Source organism: Mesorhizobium sp. W050, from assembly GCF_054719535.1.
In genome coordinates, this window is record NZ_JBTTIH010000001.1 from 1,556,663 (window position 1) to 1,569,979 (window position 13,317).

Annotated in this window: 13 protein-coding genes and 1 pseudogene; 10 read left to right on the forward strand and 4 right to left on the reverse strand. The window is 63.1% G+C overall.

From position 1 onward, the window contains the following. Positions 1-39 precede the first annotated feature (39 nt). Genes nthA through ACYG9Y_RS07415 form a run of 3 tightly spaced genes read left to right on the forward strand, consistent with a single transcriptional unit; the run spans position 40 to position 1,680 of the window. Positions 40-663 (forward strand): nitrile hydratase subunit alpha, encoded by a 624-nt coding sequence (gene nthA / locus ACYG9Y_RS07405; protein ID WP_023702993.1) that lies wholly within the window; start codon positions 40-42, stop codon positions 661-663. After that, positions 660-1,319 (forward strand): nitrile hydratase subunit beta, encoded by a 660-nt coding sequence (gene nthB / locus ACYG9Y_RS07410; RefSeq protein WP_023725320.1) that lies wholly within the window; start codon positions 660-662, stop codon positions 1,317-1,319. The genes nthA and nthB overlap by 4 nt, the downstream gene beginning before the upstream one ends. Further along, the gene (locus ACYG9Y_RS07415) at positions 1,306-1,680 is read left to right on the forward strand and encodes a nitrile hydratase accessory protein (RefSeq protein WP_023725319.1); all 375 of its coding nucleotides are present in this window, start codon (positions 1,306-1,308) and stop codon (positions 1,678-1,680) included. The genes nthB and ACYG9Y_RS07415 overlap by 14 nt, the downstream gene beginning before the upstream one ends. A 41-nt stretch (positions 1,681-1,721) precedes the next feature. Here the strand turns inward: ACYG9Y_RS07415 and ACYG9Y_RS07420 are convergent, their stop codons facing one another. Further along, the gene (locus tag ACYG9Y_RS07420) at positions 1,722-2,024 is read right to left on the reverse strand and encodes a hypothetical protein (RefSeq protein WP_023668360.1); all 303 of its coding nucleotides are present in this window, start codon (positions 2,022-2,024) and stop codon (positions 1,722-1,724) included. Between the two features lie 242 nt (positions 2,025-2,266). Here ACYG9Y_RS07420 and ACYG9Y_RS07425 point away from each other — a divergent pair, with 242 nt between their 5' ends. Then, positions 2,267-3,394 carry an ATP-dependent DNA helicase gene (locus ACYG9Y_RS07425; protein ID WP_023682070.1) on the forward strand — a complete coding sequence of 376 codons (1,128 nt, stop codon included), beginning with the start codon at positions 2,267-2,269 and terminating at the stop codon, positions 3,392-3,394. 20 nt (positions 3,395-3,414) lie between these two features. On the opposite strand, the gene ACYG9Y_RS07430 is transcribed toward ACYG9Y_RS07425, so the two are convergent. Then, positions 3,415-3,834, reverse strand: coding sequence for a SpoIIAA family protein (locus ACYG9Y_RS07430; protein WP_023682069.1), 420 nt, complete (start codon positions 3,832-3,834; stop codon positions 3,415-3,417). 112 nt (positions 3,835-3,946) lie between these two features. On the opposite strand from ACYG9Y_RS07430, the gene ACYG9Y_RS07435 reads away from it, so the two are divergent. From ACYG9Y_RS07435 to ACYG9Y_RS07450, 4 genes are all read left to right on the forward strand, one after another. Beyond that, entirely contained in the window at positions 3,947-4,687 is a 741-nt protein-coding gene (locus tag ACYG9Y_RS07435; protein ID WP_023702989.1) for a pyridoxine 5'-phosphate synthase, read from the forward strand. A 77-nt stretch (positions 4,688-4,764) separates the two neighbouring features. After that, the gene (locus tag ACYG9Y_RS07440) at positions 4,765-6,678 is read left to right on the forward strand and encodes a potassium transporter Kup (protein ID WP_023823130.1); all 1,914 of its coding nucleotides are present in this window, start codon (positions 4,765-4,767) and stop codon (positions 6,676-6,678) included. A gap of 141 nt (positions 6,679-6,819) precedes the next feature. Further along, a complete protein-coding gene (locus ACYG9Y_RS07445; RefSeq protein WP_286459217.1) occupies positions 6,820-8,739 on the forward strand; it encodes a potassium transporter Kup in 1,920 nt (639 codons plus the stop codon). A 36-nt stretch (positions 8,740-8,775) separates the two neighbouring features. Then, the gene (locus ACYG9Y_RS07450; protein ID WP_023739163.1) at positions 8,776-9,816 is read left to right on the forward strand and encodes an SDR family oxidoreductase; all 1,041 of its coding nucleotides are present in this window, start codon (positions 8,776-8,778) and stop codon (positions 9,814-9,816) included. A gap of 50 nt (positions 9,817-9,866) precedes the next feature. On the opposite strand, the gene ACYG9Y_RS07455 is transcribed toward ACYG9Y_RS07450, so the two are convergent. After that, a complete protein-coding gene (locus ACYG9Y_RS07455; protein ID WP_023668371.1) occupies positions 9,867-10,757 on the reverse strand; it encodes an SDR family oxidoreductase in 891 nt (296 codons plus the stop codon). A gap of 138 nt (positions 10,758-10,895) precedes the next feature. Here ACYG9Y_RS07455 and ACYG9Y_RS07460 point away from each other — a divergent pair, with 138 nt between their 5' ends. Both ACYG9Y_RS07460 and ACYG9Y_RS07465 read left to right on the forward strand, forming a co-directional pair. Continuing rightward, positions 10,896-11,303, forward strand: a complete 408-nt coding sequence (locus ACYG9Y_RS07460; protein WP_023668372.1) for a winged helix-turn-helix transcriptional regulator — start codon at positions 10,896-10,898, stop codon at positions 11,301-11,303. A gap of 75 nt (positions 11,304-11,378) precedes the next feature. Continuing rightward, positions 11,379-12,614 (forward strand): annotated as a pseudogene (locus ACYG9Y_RS07465) (FAD-dependent oxidoreductase); the annotation flags it as partial. Here the strand turns inward: ACYG9Y_RS07465 and ACYG9Y_RS07470 are convergent. Next, entirely contained in the window at positions 12,577-13,317 is a 741-nt protein-coding gene (locus ACYG9Y_RS07470) for a glutathione S-transferase family protein (protein ID WP_023739161.1), read from the reverse strand. The pseudogene ACYG9Y_RS07465 and the gene ACYG9Y_RS07470 overlap by 38 nt on opposite strands.

Below are 13,317 nucleotides of genomic sequence, written 5' to 3' on the forward strand. Positions count from 1 at the left end.
ATGCTTGCGGCCATGGGCCGCCGATCCTAATCTGAGATCATGTCCCATGATCATGACCACGACAATGAGCTCGACCCGTTTGCGGCGCGCGTGCGCGCGCTGGAGACCATCCTCACCGAAAAAGGCCTGATCGATCCGGCCGCAATCGACGTCATCGTCGACACCTATGAGACCAAGATCGGACCGCGCAACGGCGCCAGGGTGGTGGCGAAAGCCTGGAGCGATCCGGCCTTTGCCGAGTGGCTGAAGCGCGACGCGACTGCGGCGATCACCTCGCTGGGCTACACCGGCCGCCAGGGCGAGCACATGCAGGCGGTGTTCAACACGGACGAGACGCACAACCTCGTCGTCTGCACGCTGTGCTCCTGCTATCCGTGGTCGGTGCTCGGCCTGCCGCCGGTCTGGTACAAGGCGCCGCCCTATCGCTCACGCGCCGTGATCGATCCGCGCGGCGTGCTGGAGGAGTTCGGGCTGACCTTGCCGGCGGAGAAAAACATCCGCGTCTGGGATTCGACTGCCGAACTGCGCTATCTCGTGGTGCCGATGCGGCCTGGCGGTACCGAAGGCTGGAGTGAGGACCAGCTCGCCGAACTGGTCAGCCGCGATGCGATGATCGGCACGGCGGTGGCCAAAGAACCCGGGACAAAGAAGGTACCGGCATGAACGGGCCGCAGGATCTCGGTGGGCAGATGGGTTTCGGGCCGGTCGCGCCCGAAAAGGACGAACCGTATTTTCATGCGGATTGGGAGAGGCGGGCGCTCGGCGTCACGCTGACTGCCGGCGCCATGGGCGCGTGGAACATCGACGAGAGCCGGCACGCCAGGGAATCGCTGCATCCGGCCGTCTATTATTCCTCGAGCTACTACCAGATCTGGATCAAAGCGCTCGAGGTGCTGCTGAAGCGCCATGGCTTCGTCAGCGAGCGCGATCTGACGGAGGGTAAGGCGGTCGATCCGGCGGCGACGCCCAAAAGGGTGTTGAAGGCCGAAAACGTGCCGGCGGTACTGGCCAAGGGCAGTCCCTGCGACCGGCCGGTCGAGACGGCGCCGCGCTTCAAGGCCGGCGACCCGGTGCGGACAAGGAATTTCAATCCCACCGCCCACACGAGGCTGCCGCGTTATGCGCGCGGCAAGCACGGAGTTATCGAGGCCGTGCGTGACGGTTTTGTGTTCCCCGACAGCAACGCGCATGGCAACGGTGAAAACCCGCAATGGGTCTATACCGTGGTCTTCGATGGCTCGGAAATCTGGGGCGAGGGCGCCGACCCGACGCTGACCGTCTCGATCGATGCCTGGGAGAGCTATCTTGAGCCGGCCTGAAGGTGCATTGCCGGCGGGTCTGGACGAACCGGTATTCGCCGAACCCTGGCAGGCCGAAGCCTTCGCCATGACGGTGGCGCTGCATGACAAGGGCCTGTTTTCGTGGAGCGAATGGGCCGATGCGCTGTCGGCGCAAGTGAAGAAGCCGGGCGCCGCAAGCGACGGCCACGACTACTACGAGCATTGGCTGGCTGCGCTGGAGACGCTGCTGGCGGCCAAGGGCGTCGCGGGAAAAAGTGACGTCGACACGCTCGCCGCCGCCTGGGAACGCGCCGCGCATGCAACCCCGCACGGCAAGCCGATTTTGTTGGAGAACGATCCGGGGCCGACCAGAGGTAGCGGCGGCGGCGCGAACATATAGTCCGCCTGTGGTTGGTGTTTGAAATCTGGCGGCCGATGCAACTAATTTTCGACGACCATGCCTTCGTCGTCCCCATAGACAAACGCCTCAACGACGGCGAAGCGGCCACGGTTTTTGGAAATGGCGACGAAGTCGTTGTCACCCAAGTGGAGGATCACTTGCTCGTCGCTGATGGTAACACGTTCTATGGTTCTGGCATTTTCGTCACTCAGACAGGCCGTGACCTCGGTATATATCGCGAACCCTGCGTCATCCGACAAGGAGACAACGATGCCATAACCAGGTTCGCCGATTTCGATCTTCTTTATCGACTTTCCGATCAGCCTGTCTGCGAACGACCTCATCAATATCCTCGCTTATAGGTGTCTGCGCCGATCTGCATCTCGATCATGTCCGTGATAGTGGCATTGCCCGATCTAGGTTCAAGTGCCTGAACTCAAATCGTTCGTTATCCGCTTGCATGTTCACTTTACGTTCGCATTTGCGCCTGCTAGTTTGTCCCGTTGAAGGTGAGGCAATCCCATCGTTTTAAGCGGTGGTTGGCACCAAGCTTGTCTTTCTCTCGCGAATCCGGTCTGTCGAACCGATGGAATTCTCTCCCCAACAGGATGAGGCGTTGAAGGCGGTGGCGCGCTGGCTGAAAGAGGGCCGGCCGCAGGTCTTCCGGCTGTTCGGCTATGCCGGCACCGGCAAGACCACGCTGGCGCGCTATTTTGCCGAGCATGTCGACGGGCAGGTGCAGTTCGCCGCCTTCACCGGCAAGGCGGCGCAGGTGCTGCGTTCCAAGGGCGCGGTCAATGCCCGCACCATCCATTCGTTGATCTACCGGCCGAAGGGCGAGGAATCGGTGTCGGACGAGGTGACCGGCAAGACCTCGATGTCGCCGACCTTCTCGCTCAATCGCCAAAGCCCTATTTCACGGGCGAAGCTGGTGGTCATCGACGAATGCTCGATGGTCGACGAGCAGCTTGGCCGCGACCTTCTGAGTTTTGGCACGCCGATCCTGGTGCTTGGCGATCCGGCGCAGCTACCGCCGATCTCGGGCGGCGGCTTTTTCACCGAGCATGAGCCGGATGTGCTCTTGACCGAAATCCACCGCCAGGCGCGCGACAATCCGATCATCCAGCTGGCGCTCGACGTGCGCGAGGGCCGCGAGTTCATGCGCGGCGACTACGGCAGCGCGCAGGTCATCGGCAAGGAGGACGTCACCCAGGAGCTGGTGCTGAAGGCGGACCAGGTGTTGGTCGGCACCAACCGCACACGCCGCCGCTACAATCAGCGCCTGCGCGAGCTGAAGGGTTTCAATGCCGATTATCCGCAGGCCGGCGACAAGCTGGTCTGCCTGCGCAACGACCCCGCCAAGGGCCTGCTCAACGGTTCGCTGTGGAAGGTGATGACCTCGTCGCGCGAGACGGTGAAGCCGGGCATCAACCTTCTGGTCTCGCCCGAGGAGGACGATCCCGACCGCGGCGTCGCCAAGATCAAGCTGCTCAAGTCGGCTTTCGAGGATCCGGACGCCGATATCCCCTGGCAGCAGAAGAAGCGCTTTGACGATTTCGACTATGGCTACGCGCTGACCGTGCACAAGGCGCAGGGTTCGCAGTGGAACGATGTCGTGCTGTTCGACGAGAGCTGGGCGTTCAAGGAAACCCGCCAGCGCTGGCTCTATACTGCCATCACGCGGGCGGCAGAGCGGCTGACGATTGTTAGATAGCTGGCGTTAGATAGCCGGCGTCAGGTAGCAGCCGGCGCAGCAGGGCTGAGTGGCGTCGCACCCAGCCATTGCCAGGCATCCGCTTCATCCTCGGCCGCGAAGTGCCTGAACTCGATGGGTGGCGAAGCCGGAAGGAAGTTCCGCGCATCCGCTATCCAGTCGGGCTCACCGATCGTCGCGCACCGGGCGATATGCTCCAGGGCGTGCACCGTGCCCTGTTTCAGCGTCTCGTCGTCCATATCGATCCAGTCGACGCCCTCATGATCAACCAGCCGCACCAAGACATCGATCCTCGGGTGCAGCGCGTAGGCAGCCTCCAGCAATCCGAACAGATTTTCGCCGTCGGCGGCCGATACATGGCCGACGACGTCGATGGCGAAAAGGTCCTCACGGTCGGTTTCGAGGCGGCGGATCGCGGGCACGGATTGGAGAAAATTCATTGGCTGGGTTCCCCCTTGCGAGCAGATGTCATCACTGGAACACCCGAAAGCCCCTGTCTGTTCCCATCAAAGGCAGTATAGATGCGCTGCACAAACAGCCGGACCTCACGCCATGCCCGCGAAACTCTCGGTCAATCTCAACGCCATCGCCATGCTGCGCAACCGCCGCGACCTGCCGTGGCCGAGCGTCACCGGGCTCGGCCGCCTGGCGCTGGCGGCCGGCGCGCACGGGCTGACGGTTCATCCGCGGCCCGACGAGCGCCACACCAGGCATTCCGACCTGCCGGAGATCCGGGCGCTGATCGACGACGAGTTTCCCAAGGCGGAGTTCAACATCGAGGGCTACCCGACCGAGGATTTTCTGGCGCTTGTGGAAAGGCACCAGCCGGAGCAGGTGACGCTGGTGCCCGACGATCCGGCGCAGGCGACATCAGACCATGGCTGGAACTTTGCCGCCGAGGCGGCGTTCCTTAACCCGATCGTCAAGCGTCTGAAAAAAGGGGGCTTCCGCGTGTCGCTGTTTTCCGATCCGGATCCCACCGGCGTCAATGCCGCGCGCGACACCGGCGCCGACCGCATCGAGCTCTATACCGGGCCCTACGGCAGCTACCATTCCGATTCCGCCAAGGCGCGGAAGGAGCTGGAAAGATTGGGAAAAACCGCGGATGCCGCACTCGCCGCCGGGCTCCAGGTCAATGCCGGGCACGATCTGGTGGTGAACAACCTTCCGGCATTGGCAAAGCGCATTCCGGCATTGGCCGAAGTGTCTATCGGACACGGGTTGACAGCCGATGCGTTGGAGTATGGCATGGCCGGCACGGTGGGGCGGTTTCTGAAGGCTTGCGGTTGGTAGCGGTGGAAGGCTCGTGTCGAAGGTGATATCGCATGACAGCAAGCAAGGCGCACCGCGCGGTGATCGGGGAGTAGTCGATGGCTCTTTCCAGCATCGGTAGCGAGGCTGAACCCGTCGAACAACCGAACCACTCCCACACTGAACAGCACAGCACCAAAGTTCTGATGCTGGGCGCGCTTGGCGTCGTCTATGGCGATATCGGCACCAGCCCGATCTATGCCTTCCGCGAGGCGCTTCACGCTTCGCCTGGTACCGACACGCGCATAGATGTCCTGGGCGTGCTGTCGCTGATCGTCTGGGCGCTGACGATTATCGTCACCATAAAATACGTCGCTTTCGTGCTTCGCGCCGACAACAAGGGCGAGGGCGGCACGCTGTCCCTGATGGCGCTGGCGCGCAGCGCCTATCCAAAAGGCGCCAAGCTTATCCTCGGCATCGGACTTTGCGGGGCGTCGCTTTTTTTCGGAGACGCTATCATAACTCCGGCCATTTCCGTGCTGTCGGCAGTTGAGGGCCTCGAAGTGGTGACACCGACGCTGGAGGCCTATGTCGTTCCGATCACCTTGGTCATCCTGGCGTTTCTGTTCTCCGTGCAGCGCTTCGGCACGGGGAAGGTGGCGGCAGTATTCGGGCCGGTGACGGCGCTATGGTTCCTGGCCATCGGCGTTTCCGGGCTCTACCACCTGATGGATGATCCTTCGGTGCTGTTGGCGATCAACCCGTATTATGCGATCGCCTACTTAGCCGGCACGCCGACCGCCGCTTTCGTGACCGTTGGTGCAGTGTTCCTGGCGGTAACGGGGGCCGAGGCGCTTTATGTCGACCTTGGACATTTCGGGCGCAAGCCGATCGTGCTCGCGTGGTTTTCCGTGGTGTTTCCTTGCCTGCTGCTCAACTACTTCGGCCAGGGCGCCTTTGTGTTGGCGAATGGCGGCAGGCCGACCAATCCATTCTTCGAGATGTTGCCGGATTGGGCGCTGATGCCAATGGTCGGCTTGGCAACGGCCGCCACCGTGATCGCCAGTCAGGCGGTGATCTCGGGTGCTTTTTCGCTGGCACGTCAGGCAGTGCAACTCAACCTGCTGCCCCGCATCGAGGTGCAGCACACGTCCGAAATGCAGAGCGGCCAGATTTATATGCCGCGCGTCAACCTGCTCATCGCCCTGGGAGTGATGCTGCTGGTTGTCGGCTTCGGCAGCTCGAGTTCGCTGGCTTCCGCTTACGGAATTTCGGTGACCGGCGAGATGCTGATGACAACCATTCTGCTGTTCGTTGTCATGCGCAATTTGTGGAAATGGCAGCTTGGGCTCGCCCTGGCATTGGCGCTGCTGTTCGGCACCATCGACATGGGTTTCTTCCTGGCGAATGTCGTCAAGATCGTGGAAGGCGGATGGGTGTCAATATCCGTTGCCTGCCTCATGGGGCTGATCATGACCACCTGGATACGCGGCAGCCGCTATCTGTTCGACAAGACCCGGCGCAACGAAATCCCGCTCGATTTCCTCGCCGGCAATCTGCTGAAGAAGAAGCCGCAGCTGGTGTCCGGCACCGCCGTGTTCCTGACCAGCGATCCGCAAAGCGCGCCGACAGCGCTGATGCACAGCCTGAAGCACTACAAGGTGCTGCACGAGCAGAACGTCATTCTGTCGGTGGTCACCGCACCGCAACCGCTGGTGCCCGACAGCGAGCGGGTCAAGATGGAGACAGTCAACGAGTTGTTCATGCGGGTGACGCTGACCTTCGGCTATATGGAGCAGCCCAACATTCCGCGCGCGCTGGCGATCTGCCGCAAGCAGGGCTGGAAGTTCGACATCATGACGACGTCGTTCTTCCTGTCGCGGCGCTCGCTCAAGGCATCGCCCAATTCCGGCATGCCGGTGTGGCAGGACAAGCTGTTCATCGGGCTCGCCCGCTCGGCGGCCGATGCGACGGAGTATTTCCAGATCCCGACCGGACGTGTGGTCGAGATCGGCACGCAGGTGGCGATCTGAGGTTTCCGGCAGCCTTTGACGCCACGCACCGGTCATTGCGGGGCAAGCCCTGCGCTGGGAACATGGTAGCCCTACCGTCACGGCACTTGATATTGCATCGCAGCAAGCGTAGAGCACCGCGCGCTTATCGGAGTGTCGTCCATGGCCCTTACCAATGCTGGTATTGAGGCAGAACCCGTCGAACAATCGAGCCATCCCGAAATCGAACAGCACAGCACCAAAGTTCTGATGCTGGGCGCGCTCGGCGTGGTCTATGGCGACATCGGCACCAGCCCGATCTACGCCTTCCGGGAAGCGCTTGTTGCGTCCTCCGGCGGCGAAATCGCCGAGCGCGGCGATATTCTGGGCGTGCTGTCGCTGATCATCTGGTCGTTGACGATTATCGTCACCATCAAATACATCATGTTTGTGCTCAGAGCCGACAACCGAGGCGAGGGCGGCGTGCTGTCGCTGATGGCGCTGGCGCGCGGCAGTTTCCCGACCCGCTCGGCGATCATCCTGGCCATCGGTATTGTCGGCGCGTCATTGTTCTTCGGTGACGCCGTCATCACGCCGGCAATCTCGGTGCTTTCGGCGGTTGAAGGCATGAATGTCGTTACCCCGACCTTCCAGCCCTACGTCGTGCCGCTGACGCTGGTCATCCTGGCGATCCTGTTTTCGGTGCAGCGCTTCGGGACCGGCGGTGTGGCGCTGATCTTCGGGCCGATCACGGCGGTCTGGTTCCTGGCTATCGGTCTTTCGGGCTTGAACCACATCATCGCCGATCCCGAAATCCTGTGGGCGGTCAGCCCGCACTACATCGTCGCCTTCCTGATCAATTCGCCCGATGTCGCCTTCGTCACCATCGGCGCCATCTTCCTCGCCGTCACCGGCGCCGAAGCGCTTTATGCCGATCTCGGCCATTTCGGCCGCAAGCCCATCGTGCTCGCCTGGCTGGCCATCGTGTTTCCCTGCCTACTGCTAAACTATGCCGGGCAGGGCGCTTTCGTGCTGGCGAAGAACGGTCACGTCGGCCATCCATTCTTCGAGATGAACGAAGGCTGGACGCTGATCCCGATGGTGGTATTGGCAACCGCGGCGACGGTCATCGCCAGCCAGGCGGTCATATCGGGCGCCTTCTCGCTGACCAGGCAGGCGGTGCAGCTCAATATGCTGCCGCGCCTCGAAATCCTGCACACGTCGGAACGGCAGTCGGGCCAGATCTACATGCCGCGCGTCAATGTTTTGCTGGCGTTGGCGGTGATGTTGCTGGTCGTCGGTTTCGGCGAATCGAGCAAGCTCGCCTCCGCCTATGGCATCTCGGTGACCGGCAACATGTTGGTGACGACGGTGCTGCTGTTCGTCGTCATGACCCGCATCTGGAAATGGCGGCTGTGGGTGGCGGTCGCCATGACGGCGCTGTTCGGCTTCATCGACATCGGCTTCTTCGCCTCCAACATCGTGAAGGTGTTCGAGGGCGGCTGGGCGTCGCTTGCGGTGGCCTTCACCATCGTTCTGGCGATGTGGACCTGGGTGCGCGGCAGCCGCTATCTGTTCGACAAGACCCGGCGCAACGAAATCCCGCTCGATTTCCTCGCCGGCAATCTGCTGAAGAAGAAGCCGCAGCTGGTGTCCGGCACCGCCGTGTTCCTGACCAGCGATCCGCAAAGCGCGCCGACAGCGCTGATGCACAGCCTGAAGCACTACAAGGTGCTGCACGAGCAGAACGTCATTCTGTCGGTGGTCACCGCACCGCAGCCGCTGGTGCCCGACAGCGAGCGGGTCAAGATGGAGACAGTCAACGAGTTGTTCATGCGGGTGACGCTGACCTTCGGCTATATGGAGCAGCCCAACATTCCGCGCGCGCTGGCGATCTGCCGCAAGCAGGGCTGGAAGTTCGACATCATGACGACGTCGTTCTTCCTGTCGCGGCGCTCGCTCAAGGCATCGCCCAATTCCGGCATGCCGGTGTGGCAGGACAAGCTGTTCATCGGGCTCGCCCGCTCGGCGGCCGATGCGACGGAGTATTTCCAGATCCCGACCGGACGTGTGGTCGAGATCGGCACGCAGGTGGCGATCTAAGGGGTCTCGAAGGGATAAATCGTCGAGGAGGCTAATATGAGCGGCGAATTGGTGCTGGTCACCGGCGGGTCCGGCTTCCTCGGCGCTCACTGCATCCTCGAACTGTTGAAGGCCGGCTACCGCGTCCGCACCTCCGTGCGATCGGCCAGGCGCGAAGCCGATGTGCTCGCCATGCTCAAGGCAGGTGGCACGGAGCCCGGTGACGCCCTTTCATTCGCCCATGCCGATCTGATGGCCGACGCAGGCTGGCCGGCGGCGGTGGCCGGCTGCGATTACGTGCTGCATGTCGCATCGCCTTTTCCGCCCGGCGTGCCCACGCATGAGGATGACCTGATCCTTCCGGCGCGCGAGGGCGCGTTGCGCGTGCTGCGGGCGGCGCGGGATGCCGGGGTCAGGCGCGTCGTGCTCACCTCATCCTTCGCGGCCGTCGGCTATGGCAAGATGCGCGCGGATGGGCAGCCTTTCAACGAGGAAAACTGGACCGATCCGGCAGGCAAGGTCAGCGCCTATGTGAAGTCCAAGACGCTCGCCGAGCGCGCGGCCTGGGATTTCATCGCCGAGCAGGGCGGCGCGCTGGAGCTTGCGGTCGTCAATCCCGTTGGCATCTTTGGACCGGTGCTCGGCGCGGACCATTCGACCTCGACCGAATTTGTCCAGCGCATGCTGAACGGCGCCGTGCCTGGGCTGCCGCGCCTGTCCTTCGGCGTCGTCGACGCGCGCGACGTGGCGGATCTGCATGTTCGCGCCATGACCCACCCCGCCGCCAAGGGCGAACGGTTCCTCGCTGTCGCCGGCGATTTCATGACAGTGCGCGAGATCGCGCAGACCGTGAAGACGCGGCTCGGGCCGGCGGCGTCGCGCGTCTCGACGCGGGAGTTTCCCGATTGGCTGGTGCGCATCATCGGGCTGTTCAATCCGGAAGCGGCACAACTCGCAACGGAACTGGGCAAGATCAAGAACGCCACCAACGCCAAGGCGGTGCGCGTGCTCGGCTGGGCGCCACGCTCGCGCGAAGATGCGTTGACTGCCACGGGCGAAAGCCTGATCCGGCTGGGACTGGTCAAGCGACGTAAGTAATTGTGCGGGAGGCCGAACCTTAAGGGCTCGGCGTCCCGCAACGGCAGCTTTCAGCCGGCCAGTGCAGCCTTGTTCGTCTCCAGAAACTGCTTCAGCGGCACCGACTTTCGGCCGGAGAGTTTTTCGACCGCGTCGGTCACCATGCCGAGGTCACCGGCGCGGGCGGCGGCGTCGAATGAAACCAGCACCTTGGCGAAGGGTTCAGGCAGGCCGGCCGACTTCATTCCCTCGGTCAGGGCTTCGTCGGAAAGCTGGATGACCTTGATCGGCTTGCTGGTGACCTCGGTGACCAACGCCGCCACTTCGGCAGCCGTATACGCACTGGGGCCGGTGAGCGTGTAAGTCGCGCTTTCGCTGCTGTCCGAGGCGAGCCCCGCTGCGATCGCCGCCGCGAAATCGTCGCGCGTGCCGTAGGAAATGGCGCCGTCGCCGGCGGAGGTGTACCACTGACCCGACGCCAGAACCTGCGGCAACGCCATGAACAGGTTCTCGTTATACCAGCCGTTGCGGAATATCGTGTAGGGGATCCCGCTCGCCTTGATCGCCTGTTCGGTGTCGTAGTGGTCGGGCGCGAAAACAACCGGCGAACCAGGCTCGGGGTTGGGCATCGAGGTGTACAGCAGGTGGCCGACGCCAGCCTGTTTGGCCGCCGTCACCGCCGCAAGCTGCTGCTCGCGCCGCTTCCCCTGTACCTCAAGTTCGTTGGTCGAGATGACGAGTGCCCGGTCGGCTCCCGCGAAGGCCTCGGCAAGCGATTGCGGGTCGTTGAAGTCAGCGGCTCTGACGACGACGCCGCGCACCGCCAGATCGGCAAGGTTGGCGGGTGTACGGGTGGTGGCGATGATGCGGTTTGCGGGGACCTTTAATGTGTCCAGCAGGTGGTTGATGACGCCGCGGCCAAGCTGGCCGGAAGCGCCGGTGACGAGAAGGGTTGCGGTCATGGGGGATCCTGAAATTGCGCCGGGTGGCGGGTGCTTCTGACAGTCTCAAAAAGAGACCAGCACTAAAATAAGAATTGACCGGCCACCGTAAAGAAGGCAGTTTTTAGGGAGGTAGGCACCGCCAGGGAACCAGCAGCCATGGACGGCAAGGTCGTCAATCTGAGAACCAAGCTCAATATATTCAAAGCCACCAGCGATGGCGCAAACATTGCCGATTGCCCGGTTCGCGACGTGATGCAGGGCGTGAACGGCAAATGGAGTTCGCTGCTGATGGCGGCGCTCGCAGAGCAGCCCTATCGTTTCGGCGAGTTGCGGCGCCTGGTGCCCGACATCTCGCAGCGCATGCTCACCCAGACGCTCCACGATCTGCAGCGCGACGGCTTTGTTCATCGCGAAGTGTTCCCGACCAAGCCGCCAAGCGTCGAATACAGCCTGACCGATCTCGGCCGTTCGATGTTCGGCGCCTTGCATCAATTGATCCTGTGGGCCGAACTCAACCATGGTGCGGTGCGCACGGCGCGCGCTTCCTTCGACGCCGGTGGCTGATATTTTGGTCCATGCAGCAAAGGCTTGATTTGACAATGGCGCTGAAGGATTGTCCGGCCAGTGGTTGGGCGGGCAATGGAAAAATCTCTCGACATCGCGATTGCGGGCGCCGGCCCGGCGGGGCTCGCCACCGCGCTCTATCTCAAGCGCGCGGGCCACAACGTCACCATCTTCGAACGTTTCGAGGAACCCAAGCCCGTCGGTTCCGGACTGATCCTGCAGCCGACCGGGCTGAGCGTGCTCGCCGATCTCGGCCTGCTCGACGACATTCTGGCGCTGGGGAGCCGCATCGAGCGTCTGCATGGCGCCGATGCCTCGAGCGGCCGCACCGTGCTCGCCGTGCGCTACGATGCGCAGCCTGGCGGCCGTTTCGGGCTGGCGGTGCACCGGGCGGCGTTGTTCAACATGTTGTTTCGCGCCGCGCAGCGCCAAGGCATCGCCATCGAAACCGGTGTCGAGATCGAGACGCTGGACGTCGGTGAGCGGGCGATCCTGATCTTCGACAAGAGCCGAACGGTGGGGGGCCGCAGGGCAGGGCCGTTCGACCTCGTGGTCGACGCCAGCGGCTCGCGTTCGAAGCTGCGCCGGTGCCTCAACGATCCGGCCCAGCCGCGGCAGCTCACTTACGGCGCGTTCTGGGCCTCGCTCGGCTGGCGCCAAGGCTTCGACGAAAATGCGCTGCTGCAGCGCTACGACAAGGCCAGCGTGATGATCGGCGTCCTGCCGATCGGCCGACCGGAACCGGGCGGGGAAAAGATGGCGGCGTTCTTCTGGAGCCTGAAGCCGGCGGATGCCGAAAACGTGCGCGCGGCAGGGCTCGACGCCTGGAAGGCGAGACTGGTCTCGCTGTGGCCACAGTGCGAGGCGTTCACCAGCCAGATCGACAGCTTCGACCAGCTGTCGCTGGCGCGCTACGGCCATCACACGATGAAGCTGCCGACCGGCCGCCGGCTGGCGGTGATCGGCGACGCCGCGCATTCGACCAGCCCGCAGCTCGGGCAAGGCGCCAACATGGCGCTGCTCGACGCGGCAGCGCTCAGCCATGCCTTGGCACAGACGGGCAACGTCGAGGCAGCGCTGGAAAGCTACGCCCGGGCGCGGCGATGGCATGTCCGGATCTTCCAGCTGCTGTCGCTGGCGCTGACGCCGTTCTACCAGTCGGACGGCACGATGCTGCCCTTCTTCCGCGACAGGCTGGTGGCAACCATCGCCAAAATCCCGCCAGTGCCAAGCGTGCTTGCCTCGATGGTGGCCGGCACGCTGATCGATCCGTTCAGGCGGATCGGGCTAGAGGAGGTGCACTGGCCAGATCATCCGGCGGGATCAGGGTCGAGAAAAGCGAATTTCTCGCACGCAGGAATAGACGCAGCCGCTGCGGATAGTCCGGCGCCACGGCACCCTTGATCGAGGCGCGTTCGCTCAACGCCTTGCGCCAGGCCTGGACCAATGGCTTGCCGTCCAGAATGCCGAAATTGCCGATCCGGTCGAAGGCGTCGAGATAGCGGAAGACCGGGCCGTAGACGGCATCGACGAGGCAAAAGCACTCGCCATTGAACCACGGTCCGGCCTGGTCGGCCAGTTCGTCCTCCAGACGATCGAACATGGCCGAAAGTGCCGTGGACTCTGCCAGGAAGGCGGCCTCCGTCGAAGCCGTGTAGAACCGGCCGATGGCGTTCAATGTCGCCGAGCCGAACTCGATCCAGGCGCGATGCCGGGCACGGGCGTAGGCGTCGGCCGGATGCAGAGGATTGGCTTGCGTCTCCTCGAGGAATTCGAGAATGACGGCGGATTCGAAGATCACCGTCTCCTCGCCATTTGCCTGGACGATCAGCAGCGGCACCTTGCCCAGCGGCGAAATCGCCTTGAACCAGTCCGGCTTGTTGGCGAGGTCGATGGTGACACGCTCAAACGGCACGCCTTTCTCGGCCAGCGAGATCGCCGCGCGCTGCACATAGGGGCACAGATGATGGCTGACGAGAATGAGCTTGCCAGGCATTTCATTCTTCTCAGGCAT